At 55.5% G+C, this 21,473-nt stretch carries 18 protein-coding genes, 2 tRNA genes and 3 rRNA genes; 14 read left to right on the forward strand and 9 right to left on the reverse strand.

Features of this window, described 5'->3' with window-relative positions; genetic code table 11:
* Positions 1-8 precede the first annotated feature (8 nt).
* A complete protein-coding gene (locus tag ACI514_RS28355) occupies positions 9-710 on the forward strand; it encodes a biotin/lipoate A/B protein ligase family protein (protein ID WP_405122777.1) in 702 nt (233 codons plus the stop codon).
* Positions 711-719: 9 nt separating this feature from the next.
* Here ACI514_RS28355 and crp read toward each other — a convergent pair whose 3' ends face one another.
* Entirely contained in the window at positions 720-1,364 is a 645-nt protein-coding gene (gene crp / locus ACI514_RS28360; RefSeq protein ID WP_008088598.1) for a cAMP-activated global transcriptional regulator CRP, read from the reverse strand.
* Positions 1,365-1,601: 237 nt separating this feature from the next.
* On the opposite strand from crp, the gene ACI514_RS28365 reads away from it, so the two are divergent.
* Both ACI514_RS28365 and speD read left to right on the forward strand, forming a co-directional pair.
* On the forward strand, positions 1,602-2,024 hold the full coding sequence (locus ACI514_RS28365) for an OsmC family protein (RefSeq protein ID WP_003228794.1): 423 nt from the start codon (positions 1,602-1,604) through the stop codon (positions 2,022-2,024).
* Positions 2,025-2,260: 236 nt separating this feature from the next.
* Complete coding sequence (speD, locus tag ACI514_RS28370; RefSeq protein WP_016983471.1) at positions 2,261-3,055, forward strand: adenosylmethionine decarboxylase; 795 nt, start codon at positions 2,261-2,263, stop codon at positions 3,053-3,055.
* Positions 3,056-3,166: 111 nt separating this feature from the next.
* Here speD and coq7 read toward each other — a convergent pair whose 3' ends face one another.
* From coq7 to hemJ, 6 genes are all read right to left on the reverse strand, one after another.
* Positions 3,167-3,814 (reverse strand): 2-polyprenyl-3-methyl-6-methoxy-1,4-benzoquinone monooxygenase, encoded by a 648-nt coding sequence (gene coq7 / locus ACI514_RS28375; protein WP_008077993.1) that lies wholly within the window; start codon positions 3,812-3,814, stop codon positions 3,167-3,169.
* 198 nt (positions 3,815-4,012) lie between these two features.
* Entirely contained in the window at positions 4,013-4,351 is a 339-nt protein-coding gene (locus tag ACI514_RS28380) for a histidine triad nucleotide-binding protein (RefSeq protein WP_160059631.1), read from the reverse strand.
* Positions 4,352-4,432: 81 nt separating this feature from the next.
* Positions 4,433-5,221, reverse strand: a complete 789-nt coding sequence (locus tag ACI514_RS28385; RefSeq protein ID WP_160059630.1) for an SDR family oxidoreductase — start codon at positions 5,219-5,221, stop codon at positions 4,433-4,435.
* Between the two features lie 61 nt (positions 5,222-5,282).
* Positions 5,283-6,233, reverse strand: coding sequence for a DUF805 domain-containing protein (locus tag ACI514_RS28390; protein WP_405122778.1), 951 nt, complete (start codon positions 6,231-6,233; stop codon positions 5,283-5,285).
* A 78-nt stretch (positions 6,234-6,311) separates the two neighbouring features.
* Positions 6,312-7,280 carry an NAD(P)H-dependent flavin oxidoreductase gene (locus tag ACI514_RS28395; RefSeq protein WP_405122779.1) on the reverse strand — a complete coding sequence of 323 codons (969 nt, stop codon included), beginning with the start codon at positions 7,278-7,280 and terminating at the stop codon, positions 6,312-6,314.
* Positions 7,281-7,313: 33 nt separating this feature from the next.
* A complete protein-coding gene (hemJ, locus tag ACI514_RS28400; protein ID WP_160059627.1) occupies positions 7,314-7,742 on the reverse strand; it encodes a protoporphyrinogen oxidase HemJ in 429 nt (142 codons plus the stop codon).
* A 133-nt stretch (positions 7,743-7,875) separates the two neighbouring features.
* Here hemJ and argC point away from each other — a divergent pair, with 133 nt between their 5' ends.
* Positions 7,876-8,910 carry an N-acetyl-gamma-glutamyl-phosphate reductase gene (gene argC / locus ACI514_RS28405; protein ID WP_405122780.1) on the forward strand — a complete coding sequence of 345 codons (1,035 nt, stop codon included), beginning with the start codon at positions 7,876-7,878 and terminating at the stop codon, positions 8,908-8,910.
* 168 nt (positions 8,911-9,078) lie between these two features.
* Positions 9,079-9,429 (forward strand): iron-sulfur cluster insertion protein ErpA, encoded by a 351-nt coding sequence (gene erpA, locus ACI514_RS28410; RefSeq protein ID WP_008077999.1) that lies wholly within the window; start codon positions 9,079-9,081, stop codon positions 9,427-9,429.
* Positions 9,430-9,502: 73 nt separating this feature from the next.
* Here erpA and ACI514_RS28415 read toward each other — a convergent pair whose 3' ends face one another.
* The gene (locus ACI514_RS28415) at positions 9,503-10,594 is read right to left on the reverse strand and encodes an anhydro-N-acetylmuramic acid kinase (protein WP_160059625.1); all 1,092 of its coding nucleotides are present in this window, start codon (positions 10,592-10,594) and stop codon (positions 9,503-9,505) included.
* A gap of 3 nt (positions 10,595-10,597) precedes the next feature.
* Positions 10,598-12,022: a peptidoglycan DD-metalloendopeptidase family protein gene (locus ACI514_RS28420; RefSeq protein ID WP_160059624.1), complete on the reverse strand. Its 1,425-nt coding sequence runs from the start codon at positions 12,020-12,022 to the stop codon at positions 10,598-10,600.
* A 212-nt stretch (positions 12,023-12,234) separates the two neighbouring features.
* On the opposite strand from ACI514_RS28420, the gene tyrS reads away from it, so the two are divergent.
* The 9 genes from tyrS to ACI514_RS28465 all read left to right on the forward strand — a co-directional run bounded on the left by tyrS (position 12,235) and on the right by ACI514_RS28465 (position 21,411).
* Positions 12,235-13,434, forward strand: a complete 1,200-nt coding sequence (gene tyrS, locus ACI514_RS28425) for a tyrosine--tRNA ligase (protein WP_129395737.1) — start codon at positions 12,235-12,237, stop codon at positions 13,432-13,434.
* A 496-nt stretch (positions 13,435-13,930) separates the two neighbouring features.
* Positions 13,931-15,467 (forward strand): 16S ribosomal RNA (locus tag ACI514_RS28430).
* 81 nt (positions 15,468-15,548) lie between these two features.
* Positions 15,549-15,625 (forward strand) — tRNA-Ile (locus ACI514_RS28435).
* A 30-nt stretch (positions 15,626-15,655) separates the two neighbouring features.
* Positions 15,656-15,731, forward strand: a tRNA-Ala gene (locus ACI514_RS28440).
* Between the two features lie 247 nt (positions 15,732-15,978).
* Positions 15,979-18,872, forward strand: a 23S ribosomal RNA gene (locus tag ACI514_RS28445).
* A 156-nt stretch (positions 18,873-19,028) separates the two neighbouring features.
* Positions 19,029-19,144, forward strand: a 5S ribosomal RNA gene (gene rrf, locus ACI514_RS28450).
* The 16S, 23S and 5S rRNA genes sit together here with 2 tRNA genes alongside, the layout of an rRNA operon.
* Positions 19,145-19,276: 132 nt before the next feature.
* Positions 19,277-20,230 carry a bifunctional biotin--[acetyl-CoA-carboxylase] ligase/biotin operon repressor BirA gene (gene birA, locus ACI514_RS28455; protein ID WP_160059623.1) on the forward strand — a complete coding sequence of 318 codons (954 nt, stop codon included), beginning with the start codon at positions 19,277-19,279 and terminating at the stop codon, positions 20,228-20,230.
* Positions 20,220-20,972, forward strand: a complete 753-nt coding sequence (locus tag ACI514_RS28460; RefSeq protein WP_160059622.1) for a pantothenate kinase — start codon at positions 20,220-20,222, stop codon at positions 20,970-20,972. Before birA ends, ACI514_RS28460 begins: the two co-directional genes overlap by 11 nt.
* Before the next feature lie 7 nt (positions 20,973-20,979).
* The gene (locus ACI514_RS28465) at positions 20,980-21,411 is read left to right on the forward strand and encodes a hypothetical protein (RefSeq protein ID WP_160059621.1); all 432 of its coding nucleotides are present in this window, start codon (positions 20,980-20,982) and stop codon (positions 21,409-21,411) included.
* The last annotated feature ends 62 nt before the right edge of the window (positions 21,412-21,473 follow it).

Raw genomic sequence — 21,473 nt, forward strand, 5'->3', positions numbered from 1 at the left:
AGCCCTCCATGTCGCTGCCAACCCCCCTGACCATCGAAGCCGGCCTCCAGGCCGAGCAAGACTTGCTGGCCTCGGTCTGCGCCGGCGATACAGAATTCGGCCTGCTGTTCTGGCAACCCAGCGATCGGGCCCTGGTCATGCCTCGTCGCCTCAATCGCCTCCCCGGTTTCGACCACGCCTGTGAAGTCTCCGCCGCCGCCGGCTGGCCCGTCCTGCTGCGCGAAACCGGCGGCGAACCGGTGCCGCAATCTGCCGCCACTATCAATATCGCTCTGGTCTACGCACCACCGCGCAGCGAAGGCGATCTGAACCGTATCGAAACCGGCTACCGCCGTCTGTGCGATCCGATCTGCCAGTTGCTCAACGAGTTGGGCGGCACATCATCGTTGGGCGAAATCGACGGCGCGTTCTGCGACGGACGTTTCAACGTCAACCTCGACGGCCGCAAAATGGTTGGCACCGCGCAGCGCTGGCGCCAGAGTCAGGGCGGACAGCGTCCGGTCGGTCTGGTGCACGGTGCGATGCTGATGGATAACGAACGGGAATCGATGGTCGCAGCGGTCAATCGCTTCAACGAAGCGTGTGGCCTGGAACAGCGGGTGCGGGCGCAAAGCCACATCGCCCTGCACGAGAAATTCAGCGCGCCACAGGCCTTGGCGCGTCTCGATGAGCTGTTTCGTCTGATGCTGGCGCAGATGTACAGCGCCTGATATTCGGGCTTAGCGCGTACCGAAGACCACCATGGTCTTGCCTTTCACATCGACCAGGTTGCGCTCCTCAAGATCCTTGAGCACGCGACCGACCATCTCCCGCGAACAACCGACAATCCGGCCGATTTCCTGACGGGTCACCTTGATCTGCATGCCGTCCGGATGCGTCATCGCGTCTGGCTGCTTGCACAGTTCCAGCAGGCAACGCGCCACTCGACCAGTGACGTCGAAAAACGCCAGATCGCCGACCTTGCGCGTGGTGTTACGCAGGCGTTGTGCGATTTGTCCGCTGAGCACGTAAAGAATGTCTGGATCTTGCTGCGACAATTCGCGGAACTTGGCGTAGCTGATTTCTGCTGTTTCGCATTCAACCTTGGCCCGCACCCAGGCGCTGCGTTCCTGTTCTTGACCCGCTTGTTCGAACAGGCCCAGTTCGCCAAAGAAATCCCCGGCGTTGAGGTAAGCGATGATCATCTCGCGGCCGTCGTCATCCTCGATCAGGATCGTTACCGAACCCTTGATGATGAAATACAGCGTGTCCGAGCGATCGCCCGCACAGATGATGTTGCTCTTGGCCGCATGGCGACGGCGCTGGCAATGCATCAACAGCTTGTCGAGATTCTTGATTTTGGGTGTGGGGGTAATAGCAACCATGGTTGTATCCCGAAAAGACTGCACGGTGATGTTTGGTTTTTTTATGAGGCGCTGAAGGCGGTCGCTACACAGCTGACATGGGCGCCAGCGAATTGGCGCCAGCTTAACAGACACTTCGTCGCAAATTCGAGAAATTACCTACAGCGCAGAGGCATCTGGTCCTAGGAACGTTGCTCGCTGTCCGGGCAAAGCCCTGTGCTAAGCTGGCGACCCTTTTTTTACAGTGGAGTCTGGGCGATGAAGGCACGCATCCAATGGGCTGGCGAAGCCATGTTCCTCGGCGAATCCGGCAGCGGTCATGTCGTGGTCATGGACGGTCCACCGGACGCCGGTGGTCGTAATCTGGGTGTTCGCCCGATGGAAATGCTCCTGCTCGGTGTGGGCGGTTGCAGCAATTTCGACGTGGTCAGCATCCTGAAGAAGTCCCGCCAGGCTGTTGAAAGCTGCGAAGCGTTCCTCGAAGCCGAGCGCGCGACCGAAGATCCGAAGGTGTTCACCAAGATTCATATGCACTTTGTGGTCAAGGGCCGTGGCTTGAAAGAAGCCCAGGTCAAACGTGCGATCGAGTTGTCTGCAGAGAAGTATTGCTCGGCCTCGATCATGCTTGGCGCGGCTGGCGTGGCGATCACTCACGATTACGAAATCGTCGAACTCGGTTGAAGCGACATTCAACTATCATAAAAGCAGTGCAGACTCTGGCGATCCCCCGCTGACGTCTGCATAATGCGCCACTTTTTTCAGGGCAGTGATCGGTCAATCGATGGTCAGCCGCCTGAACAGATAACCAAAATCGCCATCGCGAAGAGGTGTTAACCGTCCTACGCAGGTGCGTTGTTCGCACTTGACGGGCATGCTTGATCACGCGGCCGGGCCGCATACATAGAGAGTTTTTAACGGTGAAAAGCAAACTCAAGCTCCACGGGTTCAATAACCTGACAAAGACCTTGAGCTTCAACATCTATGACATCTGCTACGCGGAAACCCCGCAAGACCAGCAGGCTTACGTTGAGTACATCAATCAAGAGTACAACGCGAAACGCCTGACGCAGATTCTCACAGAGGTTGTTGAGATCATTGGTGCCAACATCCTGAACATTGCCAGTCAGGACTATGAACCTCAGGGCGCCAGCGTCACGATTCTGATTTCTGAAGAGCCGGTAACCCCGACTGAAAGCCAGATTGAAGAGTCGCCGGGCCCATTGCCCGAAATTATCCTGGCCCACCTCGACAAGAGCCACATCACGGTGCACACCTACCCGGAAATCCATCCGGACGACGGTATTGCAACGTTCCGTGTGGACATCGACGTGTCGACTTGTGGTGTCATCTCACCGCTGAAAGCGCTCAATTTCCTCATTCACCAGTTCGATTCGGACATCGTGACTGTGGACTATCGTGTGCGCGGCTTCACCCGTGACGTTGAAGGCAACAAGCACTTCATCGACCACGAGATCAACTCGATCCAGAACTACCTTTCCGAAGACACTCGCGACGCGTACCAGATGACCGACGTGAACGTGTACCAGGAAAACCTGTTCCACACCAAAATGCTGCTGAAGAACTTCGAACTGGATAACTACCTGTTTGGCGACGCCACCAGCAACCTGTCCCCCGAGCAACGCGCTCAGGTGACCGATCGGGTGAAACACGAAATGCTCGAAATCTTCTACGCGCGCAACATGCCGACCTAAGATTCCCGGGCACAAAAAAAGGCGACCTTTCGGTCGCCTTTTTCATTTCTGCCAATTCCTCCCTGTGGGAGCGAGCCTGCTCGCGAGGGGCCCTTTGCAGCAATACCGTTCTCAGATCCGATAAGTACTTTTGGTCATCACCTTGGCCAGAATACTCATCCCGAACTTCACCGGCGCCGGAAAACGGAAACCTCCAGCCTCCAAAGCACTTTCGGCATGATGTTCTTCATCAATGCGCATCTGCTCCAGAATCGCCCGGGACTTTTCGTCCTCGGCCGGTAATTGTTCCAGATGCTCGTTCAGATGCTTGCACACCTGATGCTCGGTCGCCGCAACAAACCCGAGGCTGACCTTGTCGCTGATCAACCCAGCCACCGCGCCAATCCCGAACGACATCCCGTAAAACAGCGGGTTGAGCACACTGGTGTGGCTGCCCAACTGATGAATACGCTGTTCGCACCAGACCAGATGATCAATCTCTTCTTCGGCAGCGTGCTCCATGGCCTCGCGTACCTGCGGGAGCTTGGCAGTCAACGCCTGCCCCTGATACAGCGCCTGGGCGCAGACTTCACCGGTATGGTTGATGCGCATCAGGCCGGCGACGTGGCGGGTGTCTTCGTCGCTCATTTGCGTATCCGGTTGCAAAATCGCCGGCGATGGACGGTACGGCTGGCCACTGAACGGCAGCAGGGTACGCATCGCGGCATCGGCTTGCAGCAGAAGACGGTCAATTGGCGAGTAGTGACGTTGGGTAGTCATGCTGACCTCCGGGAAGAATCTCGACGGCCAGTTTAACCGAATCGGCCGGGGAAGGTTTGCGCTGGGTCATTTGCTGCGCGGTCATGCTTTTTTGTGGGAGCGAGCCTGCTCGCGAAGGCGGAGTATCAGGCACTAATACATTGAATGTGCCGAAGTCTTCGTGAGCAGGCTCGCTCCCACAGGGAGATGGGGTGTGGATCAGCCCGGTGGCCAGTTCATCTGGCGCTGCCCGAGTACGTGCATATGAATGTGGTAGACAGTTTGCCCACCCTTCTCCTTGCAGTTCATCACCACGCGGAAACCGTCTTCGCAGCCCAGCTCCAGCGCCAGGCGCTGTGCAGTGAAGAGGATATGCCCGGCCAGTGCCTTGTCGTCTTCGGTCAGGTCATTGAGGGTGCGCACTGGTTTTTTCGGGATCACCAGGAAATGCACCGGTGCCTGAGGGGCGATGTCGTGGAACGCCAGAACCTGGTCGTCCTCGTAAATGATCTTGGCCGGGATTTCCCGGTTGATGATCTTGGTGAACAGAGTATCCACTGCTGTTTTCTCCGTTGTTTGGGCTGGTCTGAGTGTACGCAGAGCGGCTTATCCCGCCCAGTGTTTTACCTGTAGGGCATTTCAGCGCGGGCAGTAAGCCTTGTTGACCATGCCGACAATGGTGCGGTTGAGCCAGCGCGAACCCAATCTCGGCAGGAAGGCGAAGCATCGATTGCGTCGTCCCGGAATGATGATCGCCCGGTTCTTGTCGAGGGCGCGCACGGTGTACAGCGCGACTTCCTCAGGGCTCATCAGCAATTTGCTGTCTTTGAGTTTGTCGCTGTCGAGTTGTGCCGTACGGAAAAATGCCGTGCGCGTCGGGCCTGGACAGAGCACCGAAACCTTCACAGCACTCTGTTTTAGCTCAACTCGCAAGGCTTCGGAGAAGTGCAGCACATAGGCCTTGCTGGCGTAGTAAGTACTCATCCATGGGCCGGGATTGAACGCGGCCACCGAGGCGACATTGAGAATCTGCCCGCCACCCTGCAACGCCATGCTATTGCCGATGGCGTGGCAAAGGCGGGTGAGGGCGAGAATGTTTACTTCGATCAGATCCTGCTCGGTCATCCAGTCTTGCGCAAGGAACGGGCCGCAGGTGCCGATACCGGCGCAATTGACCAGCAAGTCGATCTGCCGATCACCTTCTTCGAGCTCCAGCAGGAAGCCGGACAGACGCAATGGCTCGCCCAGATCGCAGGCGCGGAACAGTACCTCGACGCCAAAACGCTGGGTCAATTCGATCGCAATGCTTTCCAGCTGATCACGCTGTCTTGCCACCAGAATCAGGCTGCGGCCACGCCGGGCCAGTGCTTCGGCCATCGCCAGGCCGATGCCGCTGGAGGCGCCGGTGATCAGTGCGTAACGGGTCATGCAATTCTCCATCGCAACAGCTCCGCGCCGGCGACGCGGGTGTCACGGCGGGGAGCGCTGTTCATTCTTTCGCAGAGTCTACAGGGGCCTGCGCCGCTTCGGCTGCCTCGTCGGCGGAATCCGCAGGCGTTTCGACCTCTACTTCGACTTCATCAGTGGTCACCGAGCCACTTTCGTAGCTGCTCTCCAGATTGCTTTCGTATTCTTGCTGAATGGCCGAGATCCCGCCGAGCATTCCACCGGCAAAGATCAACGCGAAAAACACGATCCACAGTGAGCACAAGACTTTTACTGCGGTGCTGTTGGGCGGCGGCGGTGGGCCGTAGCGGTTGGCGCCGGTGTTGCCAGGCACGACCATGATCACCAGCGGAAAGAAACTGCCCACGAATGGCACCAGATTCAGTAGCCAGAGCCAGCCCGACCAACCGATGTCGTGCAGACGCTGAATGCTGAACAGGATGCTGACAATCAGGAAAGCGATAAACAGTAAGAACGCGAAGATCCCGCCAATGATCAGGCCAGTGGTGGAGTCCCCCGCGACCAGCCCCAGAGCCAGCAGGGCGAACACGCCAACAATGGGTAAGGTCACCAGACTCAGGACCATTGTCCACGCCAGAAAGCGCAGGCGTCCGATTCGGCCTTCGACGCTGAACGGCTTAGGCGTGGCGAACTCCGCCTGGCTTTCGCCAACGCTTGCGCGAGGCGGTGCATACGGCGAGTCCGGTTCGGCCACAGCGGCGGTGTGCTCATGGACATCCGCCAGGTTCAGCTCGATTGCCGTTTCAGCTTCAATGCGTGCGTCGATCCCGGTTTTGCTCAGCGCTTGCAGATAGGTTTGCGCATCGCTGTGGGACAAATCACGCTTGAGCGCGATGCTGCGGCCACTGAACAGGCGTTCGATCGCGGTCACATCGCTTTTGAACAGATCCGCCAAATTGAGTTTGGCAGTGGTGATATCGACACCGGGCTGTAGAGCACCGTCGAACACGATCTTGTAACGGGGTTCGCTCATGGCCGAGGCATCCTTGTCGCGAATAAATTGAAAGGTCAGCAGTGTAAGGCCAGCCCAGCGGGGCTGACCCGATTTTTCTTAGCGCGGCCAGCGTTGCGGTAGCTGGGCTGCGCGTTCCTGTGCCTGGCGATACTCGGCGTCCAGCCGTGCGATCAATTGATCCACACTCGGCAGGTCATCGATCTGCCCTACGCCTTGACCGGCCGACCACACGGTTTTCCAGGCTTTGGCCTCATCGCTGATCGGCTTCAACTTGTCACCGAAATTCACTTCGCCTTTGCCTTGCAGAGCAGCCATATCGAAACCGGCCGCCTCCAGGCTCTGACGCATAAAACTCGCCGGCACGCCCGACACCGCTGGAGTATGGATGATGTCGGATGCCTTGGCTGTCAGCAGCATCTCCTTGTAGGCGTCGGGCGCGTGACTTTCTGTGGTACCGATAAATCGCGTACCGAAGTAGGCCAAATCCGCGCCGAGCAGCTGTGCGGCAAGAATCTCATGACCGTGGTTAAGACATCCTGCAAGCAGCAGGGTTTTATCGAAGAACTGGCGGATCTCGGCGATCAATGCAAACGGACTCCAGGTCCCGGCATGTCCCCCGGCGCCGGCCGCCACGGCGATCAAACCGTCGACACCCGCCTCGGCCGCTTTCTCGGCATGTCGGCGAGTGGTGACGTCATGGAACACCAGGCCGCCATAGCTGTGCACCGCGTCGACCAGTTCCTTCACCGCGCCGAGACTGGTGATGACGATCGGCACTTTGTGTTCGACGCAGATGTTCAGGTCGGCCTGCAGGCGCGGGTTGCTGTTATGCACGATCAGGTTCACCGCATACGGCGCCGGGCTGTCCAGTGTCGCCAAGCCCGCTTCGATCTGTTCCAGCCAGGCTTTGAATCCGCTGCTTTCGCGCTGGTTCAAGGCTGGAAAACTGCCGACCACGCCATTGCGGCAGCAGGCGAGCACCAGCTCAGGGTTGGAAATCAGAAACATCGGTGCCGCTACTACAGGCAGGCGCAGACGTTGTTCGAGCAAAGCGGGCAGCGACATTATGGAAACCCCAAAGATCGGTAGTTGCTGAAGTTAGAACGGCTTGACCACGACCAGAATTACGATAGCCAGCAATATCAGAACCGGCACTTCATTGAACCAGCGATAAAAGACATGGCTGCGGGTGTTTTCGCCACGGGCAAAACGTTTTACCTGCGCGCCGCACATGTGGTGGTAGCCGATCAGCAAGACGACGAGGGTCAGTTTGGCGTGAATCCAGCCACCCATGCTGAAGATGCTCGGATTGAGATAGATCAGCCAGCCGCCAAAGATCAGCGTGGCGATCATCGCCGGGCCCATTATGCCGCGATACAGCTTGCGCTCCATGAGGCTGAAGCGTTCTTTGCTGAGCGTGTCTTCGCTTTGCGCGTGATACACGAACAGACGCGGCAAGTAGAACAGCCCGGCAAACCAGCAAACGATGCTGACAATGTGAAAAGCTTTGATCCATAGATAGAGCATTTTTAGTTATTCCAGGTTCACGGTAAGCCGGATAGTAGAGGCTTGAGCATCCGCACGTCACCTTGACGGTTGTCGCAGGCGCGCGCGGCCCCTATTATCGACGGCTTTCCAGTGGGTTCTTTGAGGGCAGGTTATGGTCAAGGTCGGTATCGTCGGCGGCACGGGTTACACCGGTGTCGAACTGCTGCGTCTGTTGGCGCAGCATCCGCAGGCAGAAGTGGTTGTCATCACTTCCCGATCCGAGGCCGGTCTGGCCGTGGCTGACATGTACCCGAACCTGCGCGGCCACTACGATGGCCTCGCCTTCAGCGTGCCGGACATCAAGACCCTCGGCGCTTGTGACGTAGTGTTCTTCGCCACACCGCACGGTGTTGCGCACGCGCTGGCGGGCGAATTGCTGGCAGCGGGCACCAAGGTCATCGACCTGTCGGCCGATTTCCGTCTGCAAGACGCTGAAGAGTGGGCCAAGTGGTACGGTCAGCCGCACGGCGCGCCTGAGTTGCTGGACGAAGCGGTTTACGGTCTGCCGGAAGTCAATCGCGAGCAGATCAAGAACGCCCGTCTGATCGCGGTGCCAGGTTGCTATCCGACCGCAACGCAGCTGGGTTTCCTGCCATTGCTGGAGGCGGGTCTGGCTGATACTTCGCGTCTGATCGCCGACTGCAAGTCCGGCGTCAGCGGTGCCGGTCGTGGTGCGGCTGTAGGCTCCTTGTACTCCGAAACGTCGGAAAGCATGAAGGCGTACGCGGTAAAAGGTCACCGTCACCTGCCGGAAATTCGCCAGGGTCTGCGTCGTGCAGCGGGTAAGGATGTCGGTCTGACCTTCGTTCCGCACCTGACCCCGATGATCCGTGGTATTCACTCCACGCTCTACGCGACCGTGGTTGATCGTTCGGTGGATCTGCAGGCGCTGTTTGAAAAGCGTTATGCCAATGAACCGTTCGTCGACGTGATGCCTGCCGGTAGCCACCCGGAAACCCGTAGCGTGCGCGGCGCCAACGTTTGCCGCATTGCCGTTCACCGTCCTCAGGATGGCGATCTGGTGGTGGTGTTGTCGGTGATCGACAATCTGGTCAAAGGCGCGTCGGGCCAAGCGGTGCAGAACATGAACATCCTGTTCGGTCTGGACGAGCGCTTCGGATTGTCCCACGCCGGTATGCTGCCGTAACACTTTAAGCCGCACAGCAAAAAGGCCCGTCAAACGGGCCTTTTTGCATTCTGAACAGTTGATCGGGTTTATTGATATACCGTAACAATAGTTGACCGATTTTCTCGGACAAGCGGATAATGCGCGTCATCACGCATTATGGCGGCGTAACGCCGGGAGATAGTCAGCATGAGCGTCGAATCCTTCACCCCCACGGCTTTGCAATTCACCCACGGTGCCGCGCACAAGGTGAAGAGCCTGGTCGATGAAGAGGGGAATGATCGCTTGAAGCTGCGCGTATTCGTTACGGGCGGCGGTTGTTCAGGGTTTCAGTACGGTTTCACCTTCGATGAAGATGTGGCCGAGGACGACACTATCGTCGAGCGCGAAGGCGTGAGTCTGGTAGTGGATCCGATGAGCTTCCAGTACCTGGCCGGTGCTGAAGTGGATTACCAGGAAGGTCTGGAAGGCTCGCGCTTCGTGATCAAGAACCCGAACGCCACCACGACGTGTGGTTGCGGGTCTTCGTTCTCGATCTGATCGCGCCGCGCTTCAGATAACAAAACGCCGCAGAGCCTTACGGTTCTGCGGCGTTTTGCTGTGTGCGATGTAATCAGGCCGGGTAGATGGCGCCGAGTACCCGAAGGCCGCGTGCGCCGGTGACGCTTGGGCGGTTGGCGGCGATACCTTCAAGACAGCAATGGGCCAGCCAGGCGAAGGCCATGGCTTCAACCCAGTCCGGATCAACGCCATGTGTCGCGGTGCTGGCGACCGTTGCGTTTGGCAGCAGGTCTGCCAGACGCTCCATCAGTGTGGCGTTGTGCGCGCCGCCGCCGCAGACCAGCAGCTCTTCAGTGTCGGGCTGAGCGCTTTGCAGCGAATCAATAATGGTCAGTGCGGTCAGTTCAAGCAGTGTGGCTTGCACGTTCTCGGCAGCAAAGGCTGGCAGGTGCGAGAGATGTTGCTCCAGCCAAGGCAGGTTGAACACTTCACGGCCGGTACTTTTCGGGCCTTTGGTGATGAAGAATGGATCGCTGAGCAGTGCTTTCAACAGGGTCGGCTCAACAGAGCCCGATTTTGCCCAGTCGCCATTGCGATCATAGTTTTCGCCGCGCTGCTGCTGAATCCAGGCGTCCATCAGCACATTCCCAGGGCCACAGTCGAAACCGGCTACAGGCTTGGTCGGCTCAATCAGACTGAGATTGCTGAAACCGCCGACATTCAAGACAGCCTGGTTGCCGGTACGCTCTTCGAACAAAGCTTCATGGAATGCGGGAACCAGCGGAGCACCTTGGCCTCCGGCTGCGACATCGCGGCTGCGGAAGTCGCTGACTACGGTAATACCTGTGAGTTCGGTCAGCAGGGCAGGATTGCCGATCTGCACGGTGAAACCGCGCGCCGGTTCATGGCGGATAGTCTGGCCGTGGCTGCCGATCGCACGAATCTCTTGGGGTTTGAGTTGCTGCTCACCGAGGAGGGTATGAATGCCCTGCGCAGCGACCTTCACCCAGTTCTGCTGGGCAATCGCCGAGCGGGCGATTTCGTCAGGACCGCTGGCGCACAAGCCAAGCAGCTCGGTGCGCAGGGTTTCAGGCATGGGAATGTAGTGCGTGGCGATCAGTTTGATCGCCGAGGTCTGTTCGATCAGGGCAATGTCCAGACCGTCGAGGCTGGTTCCGGACATTACGCCGATATACAGGGCCATGACTTAGCGCTTGCTCGAGGCCAGCATGGTGGCCTTTTCTTGATCCATGCGCGCCATCAGCGGTTGGCTCTGTGCGAGGAAGCGAGCACGTTCTGCTTTGGCAATCGGATCAGCCATTGGCAGCTTCTGTCCCAGCGGATCGACGTGAACACCGTTGACCTGGAACTCATAGTGCAAGTGCGGGCCGGTCGAGAGGCCAGTGGTGCCGATGTAGCCGATAACTTGGCCCTGCTTCACGGAGCCGCCAGTCTTCACGCCTTTGGCGAAGCCTTGCATGTGGCCGTACAGCGTGCGGTAAGTGTTGCCGTGCTGGATGATCACCGTGTTGCCGTAGCCACCGCGGCGCCCGGCCAGCAGTACTTTGCCATCGCCGGCAGCCTTGATCGGCGTACCGCGTGGCGCAGCGTAATCGACGCCTTTGTGGGCGCGGATCTTGTTGAGGATAGGGTGCTTGCGGCCCATGGAGAACTTGGAGCTGATGCGGGCGAAGTCCACCGGTGTACGGATGAACGCCTTGCGCATGCTATTGCCATCAGCCGTGTAGTAGCTGCTGTTGCCTTGCTTGTTGGTGTATCGCACGGCGGTGTAGGTTTTGCCGCGGTTGGTGAAGCGTGCTGACAGGATCGGGCCATTGCCCACGGACTTGCCGTTGACCACTTTCTGCTCGTAGATCACATCGAATTCGTCGCCCTGGCGGATGTCCTGAGCAAAGTCGACGTCGTAGCCAAAGACGCTGGCCATATCCATGGTCAGGCTGTGCGAAAGGCCGGCACGGGCCGCGGATTGTGAAAGCGAGCTGTTGATCACACCGTGTACGTAAGCGGTGCGAACGGTGGGTTTTGCGGTAACCCGGTTGAAGGCATAACCCTTGTCATTCTTGGTCAGGGTAATGGTTTCGACATCGCTGACCTTGCTGTGCAGGCTGGTCAGTTGGCCTTCAGGATCCAATTCGAATTCGAGTTTCTGGCCGTGCTTTAACTGGCTGAACTGTTTGGCCTGTTTGTCGCTGGCCAGAACTTCATGAACGGAAGCGGCAGGCAGGCCGACCTTTTCGAACAAAGTCGACAGTGTATCGCCCTTGGCAACGATGACTTCACGATGACCAGGTGCTTTTGGTTTTTCAGCGGCTGGTGCTGGTGCTGGTGCTGCTTCTGCGGTTTGTGGGGAGTTTTCGTCGCTGTTTTCGATTTGAGCAAATGGCGAAGCTACTGGCTCGTTTGTGGCTTGAGTCGCGTCAGCAGCGTCTTGATCTTGTGTCAGTTGTTCAGCAGGACTTTCCAGTTCAAGGCTCAGGGTCGTCTTTTTGGCTTCAACATCACTGGAAGGGAATACCAGGAGAGCCAGGCTAAGAAGGGCGGCGATTCCACTTGCGGCGAGCAGGTGGGTCTTCGGGTAAAGCGGCGGCGCTTTAGACGGTTCTGTGGTCATAGGTAATTTTGACTTTGAAAAATGATGAATTGGAAAAGATGAATGACATGATGAAGATGAAATAACTGTATAAAATATAACCAAATCATCTCTGAAGCAAGTCTACAGACAGCGTGTCTGTGGATTGGTGTCCGTGCGCCGGGCAAAACTTGTAATTGGTGCGCGATCTTGTATGGTTGGTTCCCTTTGAATCTGAGCCTTGCGGGTCTGTTATGAAGTCGGTTGAAGAGCAGCTAGCGCTGATTAAACGTGGTGCGGAAGAACTATTGGTCGAGTCCGAGCTGATCGAGAAGCTCAAGCGCGGCCAGCCGCTGCGTATCAAGGCTGGTTTTGATCCAACCGCTCCGGATCTGCACTTGGGTCACACGGTGCTTATTAATAAGCTGCGTCAGTTCCAGGAACTGGGGCATCAAGTGATCTTCCTTATAGGTGATTTCACCGGGATGATCGGTGATCCGAGCGGCAAGAGCGCCACGCGTCCGCCGCTGACTCGCGAGCAGGTTCTGGAAAACGCCGAGACCTACAAGACTCAGGTGTTCAAGATTCTCGATCCGGCGAAAACCGAAGTCGCGTTCAATTCCACCTGGATGGATCAGATGGGGCCGGCGGACTTCATTCGCCTGACTTCGCAATACACCGTCGCGCGCATGCTTGAGCGTGATGACTTCGACAAGCGTTACACCACCAATCAGCCGATCGCTATTCACGAGTTCCTCTATCCGCTGGTTCAGGGTTACGACTCGGTGGCTTTGCGTGCAGACGTTGAATTGGGCGGTACCGATCAGAAGTTCAACTTGCTGATGGGGCGTGAGCTGCAGCGTGGTTATGGTCAAGAGGCTCAGTGCATTCTGACCATGCCGCTGCTTGAAGGTCTGGATGGCGTGAAGAAGATGTCCAAGTCGTTGGGCAACTATGTCGGTATTCAGGAAGCGCCGGGCGTTATGTACAGCAAGCTGGTTTCTATTCCGGACGCGCTGATGTGGCGTTACTTTGAGCTGCTGAGCTTCCGTTCGATGGATGAGATCAATGCGCTGCGTGCCGATGTAGAAGCGGGCGCCAATCCGCGTGATGTCAAAATCAAACTGGCGGAAGAGATCGTTGCGCGTTTCCATGGTGAAGAAGCTGCGGCCAATGCTCATCGCGCGGCGGGTAACCGCATGAAGGATGGCGAGCTGCCGGATGATCTGCCGGAGATCGAGCTGGCTTCTGCTGAAGATATGCCGATCGCGGCTGTCCTTAATAAAGCAGGTCTGGTGAAGAACTCGGCAGCGGCGCGCGACCTGTTGGCGTCCGGCGGTGTGCGCGTTGATGGTGAGGTGGTTGATCGCTCCTTTATATATGTACTGGGCGCAACCCACGTTTGCCAGGCAGGCAAGAAGGCGTTTGCACGTATCACGCTGAAATCCGAGTAAAGTTGAAAATAGGTCTTGACGGCGAATTTTAGAAGTCTATAATTCGCCCCACTTCCGGCGCAGTCGAAACGGAAAACTCCTTGAGATTCAATGAGTTATGCAGGTTTCGGCAGCAGGTTGCTTCAGTTCATCGAAGCCAAAAGGAAGTTGAAAAAGAGGTGTTGACAGCAGCGTGTAACGCTGTAGAATTCGCCTCCCGCTGACGAGAGATCGGAAGCGCAAGTGGTTGAAGTTGTTGAAGAAATCTTCGAAAACTTCTGAAAATAATCACTTGACAGCAAATGAGGCTGCTGTAGAATGCGCGCCTCGGTTGAGACGAAAGATCTTAACCAACCGCTCTTTAACAACTGAATCAAGCAATTCGTGTGGGTGCTTGTGGAGTCAGACTGATAGTCAACAAGATTATCAGCATCACAAGTTACTCCGCGAGAAATCAAAGATGTAACCAACGATTGCTGAGCCAAGTTTAGGGTTTCTTAAAAACCCAAAGATGTTTGAACTGAAGAGTTTGATCATGGCTCAGATTGAACGCTGGCGGCAGGCCTAACACATGCAAGTCGAGCGGATGAGAGGAGCTTGCTCCTGGATTCAGCGGCGGACGGGTGAGTAATGCCTAGGAATCTGCCTGGTAGTGGGGGACAACGTTTCGAAAGGGACGCTAATACCGCATACGTCCTACGGGAGAAAGCAGGGGACCTTCGGGCCTTGCGCTATCAGATGAGCCTAGGTCGGATTAGCTAGTTGGTGAGGTAATGGCTCACCAAGGCGACGATCCGTAACTGGTCTGAGAGGATGATCAGTCACACTGGAACTGAGACACGGTCCAGACTCCTACGGGAGGCAGCAGTGGGGAATATTGGACAATGGGCGAAAGCCTGATCCAGCCATGCCGCGTGTGTGAAGAAGGTCTTCGGATTGTAAAGCACTTTAAGTTGGGAGGAAGGGTTGTAGATTAATACTCTGCAATTTTGACGTTACCGACAGAATAAGCACCGGCTAACTCTGTGCCAGCAGCCGCGGTAATACAGAGGGTGCAAGCGTTAATCGGAATTACTGGGCGTAAAGCGCGCGTAGGTGGTTCGTTAAGTTGGATGTGAAATCCCCGGGCTCAACCTGGGAACTGCATTCAAAACTGTCGAGCTAGAGTATGGTAGAGGGTGGTGGAATTTCCTGTGTAGCGGTGAAATGCGTAGATATAGGAAGGAACACCAGTGGCGAAGGCGACCACCTGGACTGATACTGACACTGAGGTGCGAAAGCGTGGGGAGCAAACAGGATTAGATACCCTGGTAGTCCACGCCGTAAACGATGTCAACTAGCCGTTGGGAGCCTTGAGCTCTTAGTGGCGCAGCTAACGCATTAAGTTGACCGCCTGGGGAGTACGGCCGCAAGGTTAAAACTCAAATGAATTGACGGGGGCCCGCACAAGCGGTGGAGCATGTGGTTTAATTCGAAGCAACGCGAAGAACCTTACCAGGCCTTGACATCCAATGAACTTTCCAGAGATGGATTGGTGCCTTCGGGAACATTGAGACAGGTGCTGCATGGCTGTCGTCAGCTCGTGTCGTGAGATGTTGGGTTAAGTCCCGTAACGAGCGCAACCCTTGTCCTTAGTTACCAGCACGTTATGGTGGGCACTCTAAGGAGACTGCCGGTGACAAACCGGAGGAAGGTGGGGATGACGTCAAGTCATCATGGCCCTTACGGCCTGGGCTACACACGTGCTACAATGGTCGGTACAAAGGGTTGCCAAGCCGCGAGGTGGAGCTAATCCCATAAAACCGATCGTAGTCCGGATCGCAGTCTGCAACTCGACTGCGTGAAGTCGGAATCGCTAGTAATCGTGAATCAGAATGTCACGGTGAATACGTTCCCGGGCCTTGTACACACCGCCCGTCACACCATGGGAGTGGGTTGCACCAGAAGTAGCTAGTCTAACCTTCGGGAGGACGGTTACCACGGTGTGATTCATGACTGGGGTGAAGTCGTAACAAGGTAGCCGTAGGGGAACCTGCGGCTGGATCACCTCCTTAATCGACGACATCAGCTGCTCCATAAGTTCCCACACGAATTGCTTGATTCATTGAAGAAGACGAAAGAAGCAGCCCGAAATTGGGTCTGTAGCTCAGTTGGTTAGAGCGCACCCCTGATAAGGGTGAGGTCGGCAGTTCGAATCTGCCCAGACCCACCAATTTTGTGTGGGAAACGCCTGTAGAAATACGGGGCCATAGCTCAGCTGGGAGAGCGCCTGCCTTGCACGCAGGAGGTCAACGGTTCGATCCCGTTTGGCTCCACCACTACTGCTTCTAAAGTTTGAAAGCTTAGAAATGAGCATTCCATCGTTGTGATGATGAATGTTGATTTCTAGTCTTTGACTAGTTCGTTCTTTAAAAATTTGGGTATGTGATAGAAAGATAGACTGAACGTTACTTTCACTGGTAACGGATCAGGCTAAGGTAAAATTTGTGAGTTCTCTTAGTTGAGAAATTCGAATTTTCGGCGAATGTCGTCTTCACAGTATAACCAGATTGCTTGGGGTTATATGGTCAAGTGAAGAAGCGCATACGGTGGATGCCTTGGCAGTCAGAGGCGATGAAAGACGTGGTAGCCTGCGAAAAGCTTCGGGGAGTCGGCAAACAGACTTTGATCCGGAGATGTCTGAATGGGGGAACCCAGCCATCATAAGATGGTTATCTTGTACTGAATACATAGGTGCAAGAGGCGAACCAGGGGAACTGAAACATCTAAGTACCCTGAGGAAAAGAAATCAACCGAGATTCCCTTAGTAGTGGCGAGCGAACGGGGACTAGCCCTTAAGTGGCTTTGAGATTAGCGGAACGCTCTGGAAAGTGCGGCCATAGTGGGTGATAGCCCTGTACGCGAAAATCTCTTGGTCATGAAATCGAGTAGGACGGAGCACGAGAAACTTTGTCTGAATATGGGGGGACCATCCTCCAAGGCTAAATACTACTGACTGACCGATAGTGAACTAGTACCGTGAGGGAAAGGCGAAAAGAACCCCGGAGAGGGGAGTGAAATAGATCCTGAAACCGTATGCGTACAAGCAGTGGGAGCCCACTTTGTTGGGTGACTGCGTACCTTTTGTATAATGGGTCAGCGACTTATTTTCAGTGGCGAGCTTAACCGAATAGGGGAGGCGTAGCGAAAGCGAGTCTTAATAGGGCGTCTAGTCGCTGGGAATAGACCCGAAACCGGGCGATCTATCCATGGGCAGGTTGAAGGTTGGGTAACACTAACTGGAGGACCGAACCGACTACCGTTGAAAAGTTAGCGGATGACCTGTGGATCGGAGTGAAAGGCTAATCAAGCTCGGAGATAGCTGGTTCTCCTCGAAAGCTATTTAGGTAGCGCCTCATGTATCACTGTAGGGGGTAGAGCACTGTTTCGGCTAGGGGGTCATCCCGACTTACCAAACCGATGCAAACTCCGAATACCTACAAGTGCCGAGCATGGGAGACACACGGCGGGTGCTAACGTCCGTCGTGAAAAGGGAAACAACCCAGACCGTCAGCTAAGGTCCCAAAGTTATGGTTAAGTGGGAAACGATGTGGGAAGGCTTAGACAGCTAGGAGGTTGGCTTAGAAGCAGCCACCCTTTAAAGAAAGCGTAATAGCTCACTAGTCGAGTCGGCCTGCGCGGAAGATGTAACGGGGCTCAAACCATACACCGAAGCTACGGGTATCATCTTCGGATGATGCGGTAGAGGAGCGTTCTGTAAGCCTGTGAAGGTGAGTTGAGAAGCTTGCTGGAGGTATCAGAAGTGCGAATGCTGACATGAGTAACGACAATGGGTGTGAAAAACACCCACGCCGAAAGACCAAGGTTTCCTGCGCAACGTTAATCGACGCAGGGTTAGTCGGTCCCTAAGGCGAGGCTGAAAAGCGTAGTCGATGGAAAACAGGTTAATATTCCTGTACTTCTGGTTATTGCGATGGAGGGACGGAGAAGGCTAGGCCAGCTTGGCGTTGGTTGTCCAAGTTTAAGGTGGTAGGCTGAGATCTTAGGTAAATCCGGGATCTTAAGGCCGAGAGCTGATGACGAGTGTTCTTTTAGAACACGAAGTGGTTGATGCCATGCTTCCAAGAAAAGCTTCTAAGCTTCAGGTAACCAGGAACCGTACCCCAAACCGACACAGGTGGTTGGGTAGAGAATACCAAGGCGCTTGAGAGAACTCGGGTGAAGGAACTAGGCAAAATGGCACCGTAACTTCGGGAGAAGGTGCGCCGGTGAGGGTGAAGGACTTGCTCCGTAAGCTCATGCCGGTCGAAGATACCAGGCCGCTGCGACTGTTTATTAAAAACACAGCACTCTGCAAACACGAAAGTGGACGTATAGGGTGTGACGCCTGCCCGGTGCCGGAAGGTTAATTGATGGGGTTAGCTAACGCGAAGCTCTTGATCGAAGCCCCGGTAAACGGCGGCCGTAACTATAACGGTCCTAAGGTAGCGAAATTCCTTGTCGGGTAAGTTCCGACCTGCACGAATGGCGTAACGATGGCGGCGCTGTCTCCACCCGAGACTCAGTGAAATTGAAATCGCTGTGAAGATGCAGTGTATCCGCGGCTAGACGGAAAGACCCCGTGAACCTTTACTATAGCTTTGCACTGGACTTTGAATTTGCTTGTGTAGGATAGGTGGGAGGCTTTGAAGCGTGGACGCCAGTTCGCGTGGAGCCATCCTTGAAATACCACCCTGGCAACTTTGAGGTTCTAACTCAGGTCCGTTATCCGGATCGAGGACAGTGTATGGTGGGTAGTTTGACTGGGGCGGTCTCCTCCTAAAGAGTAACGGAGGAGTACGAAGGTGCGCTCAGACCGGTCGGAAATCGGTCGTAGAGTATAAAGGCAAAAGCGCGCTTGACTGCGAGACAGACACGTCGAGCAGGTACGAAAGTAGGTCTTAGTGATCCGGTGGTTCTGTATGGAAGGGCCATCGCTCAACGGATAAAAGGTACTCCGGGGATAACAGGCTGATACCGCCCAAGAGTTCATATCGACGGCGGTGTTTGGCACCTCGATGTCGGCTCATCACATCCTGGGGCTGAAGCCGGTCCCAAGGGTATGGCTGTTCGCCATTTAAAGTGGTACGCGAGCTGGGTTTAGAACGTCGTGAGACAGTTCGGTCCCTATCTGCCGTGGACGTTTGAGATTTGAGAGGGGCTGCTCCTAGTACGAGAGGACCGGAGTGGACGAACCTCTGGTGTTCCGGTTGTCACGCCAGTGGCATTGCCGGGTAGCTATGTTCGGGAAAGATAACCGCTGAAAGCATCTAAGCGGGAAACTTGCCTCAAGATGAGATCTCACTGGAACCTTGAGTTCCCTGAAGGGCCGTCGAAGACTACGACGTTGATAGGTTGGGTGTGTAAGCGCTGTGAGGCGTTGAGCTAACCAATACTAATTGCCCGTGAGGCTTGACCATATAACACCCAAGCAATTTGCGAACTCGAGAGAGACCAGATTGCGGTGTGTGAAGACGAAACGAACCGAAAGTTCGATGTTCACAAAACACCGAAAGCTGTCACATACCCAATTTGCTGAAGCGAGGCCACAAGGCCACGACTCAGTACCCGAATTTCTTGACGACCATAGAGCGTTGGAACCACCTGATCCCATCCCGAACTCAGCAGTGAAACGATGCATCGCCGATGGTAGTGTGGGGTTTCCCCATGTGAGAGTAGGTCATCGTCAAGATTAAATTCCAAAACCCCAATTGCGAAAGCAGTTGGGGTTTTGTTTTGCCCGCAGGAAATGTATCTGCTTGATTTCTATGCAACGGCCCGGGGCATGGCTATTATTCGGGCCTCATTGTGAGGCGAGACCTGCATGCTGACGTTGTTGAACCTTCTGAAGGATGGGCGTTTCCATTCTGGTCAGGATCTGGGCGAGGCCCTGGGAATAAGTCGAAGTGCAGTATGGAAGCAGCTTCAGCATCTTGAGGCTGAGCTCGGCTTGTCTATCCATAAAGTCAGGGGGAGGGGATATCAGCTGGCATCGCCATTGACGCTACTCGACTCTCTAAAGATATCGACAGTGGCACCAAATTGGCCGGTGACCGTTCTGGATTCGGTCGACTCGACTAATGCCGAAGCATTGCGCTCTATTGGCCGGGGCAATTCAGCGCCGTTTTTGGTTCTTGCTGAGCGGCAGGTTTCCGGCCGCGGCCGCAGAGGTCGTAAATGGGTCAGCCCGTTCGCTGAAAATCTGTATTACAGCCTTGTTCTTCGAATCGATGGTGGAATGCGCCAGCTCGAAGGCCTGAGCCTTGTTGTTGGTTTGGCTGTGATGCAGGCTTTGCGAAGCTTTGGCGTGGTTAATGCCGGTTTGAAGTGGCCCAATGATGTGCTGGTGAGTAACAAAAAAATCGCCGGCATACTGCTAGAGCTGATTGGCGATCCGGCGGATGTCTGTCATGTGGTGCTGGGAATTGGTATCAATGTGAATATGCAGGTTGCTGATGAAGTCGATCAGCAATGGACCTCGATTCGACTTGAATCCGGCAATAGCTGCGATCGTAATGCCTTGGTGGTTGAGCTGAGTAATCAGCTGGACGCCTACATCCAGAGTCATCAGATGGGTGGTTTTTCGGTTCTCCGGGCGGAATGGGAGGCAAATCACTTGTGGCAGGAGCGATCGGTTTCATTGATTGCAGGCTCCAACCATATAGATGGCGTGGTGCTCGGAATCGACAATCAAGGTGCTCTGCGCTTGAGGGTGAATGGCGTGGAAAAAGTATTCAGTGGTGGTGAGCTCAGCCTGAGGTTGCGTGATGATTCTTGAGCTCGACTGCGGAAACAGCTTTATAAAATGGCGCGTGCTGAATGCCACGGTCGGCGGCCTGATCTCCGAGGGGGTGGTCGACTCTGATTTGGCGCTGCTTGAGAGTTTGCGAGCGATTGATCGGCTTTCCCTGCGTAAATGCCGACTGGTCAGTGTAAGGACTGGCGAAGAAACCGGCGCGCTGATCGACATTATCGAGCGGGAGTTCGGTATTTCGGTGATGCGCGCGGAGTCTGCTCGCGAGATGTCTGGTGTTAGAAATGGTTACGTAGACTACGAGCGCCTTGGACTGGATCGATGGCTGGCGATGCTGGGCGGGTTTCACCTCGCTTCAGGAGGTGCTTGCCTGGTGCTGGATTTTGGCACAGCGGTAACCGCAGATTTTATCGCGGCTGATGGCGAGCATCTGGGCGGCTTTATTTGTCCTGGAATGCCGCTGATGCGTAACCAGTTGCGTACTCATACCCGGAAGATTCGTTATGGGGATTTGGCTGCCGAGCAGGCGCTGTCCAGTAACGCGCCGGGTCGGACTACCGTTGAGGCGGTAGAGCGTGGGTGTTCATTGATGTTGCGAGGGTTCGTATTGGCGCAGCTGGAAATGGCGCGCTCCTATTGGGGGGCTGACTTCGCTGTTTTTATAACCGGTGGTGATGCCGATTTGGTTGCAGGTGTTGCTCCCGAGGCCAGAATCGTTCCCGACCTGGTGTTTGTGGGGTTGGCTATGGCGTGTCCTTTGTCCTGAGGTTTGTATGCGTTGGTTGTTCCTCCTGCTTCTGGTTCTCAATGTTTTCTATTATGTCTGGCATCAGCAGGAGGCGCCGTTGCGGGCAAAGGACGTGACGCCTCTTAGCTTGTATCGGGGGGCGCAGCAGGATATTCGTTTGCTGAGCGAGACAACTGGTGACATTCGAGAGAAGCAAGGCATGCGGCGCCAAGAGTGTCACTTTCTGGGTGGCTTCTCTCGACAGGAGTCGATTTCAGCGCTGCAGCAGCGTTTGGCTGATATGGGCGTTAATGTGCAGCCTTCGTCGAAGGATGCTCCTGGGACTGGTTATTGGCTGTCTGTTGCGCCTGAGAGCCAGCATTTGTTGGGGGATGCGCAACTGCTGAACCTTTCCAAGGAATTCAATGAGTTAAAACATAAAATAATGCTGTGTGAGGGGGTTGCACCTGCTGAATAGTTTGCATAGAATGGCGCCCGCTCCACAGCGAAGACCCAAACAGGATTTCAATGTGAGGCGGT

This window comes from Pseudomonas sp. M20, from assembly GCF_045037865.1.
In the GTDB taxonomy this organism is placed as follows: domain Bacteria; phylum Pseudomonadota; class Gammaproteobacteria; order Pseudomonadales; family Pseudomonadaceae; genus Aquipseudomonas.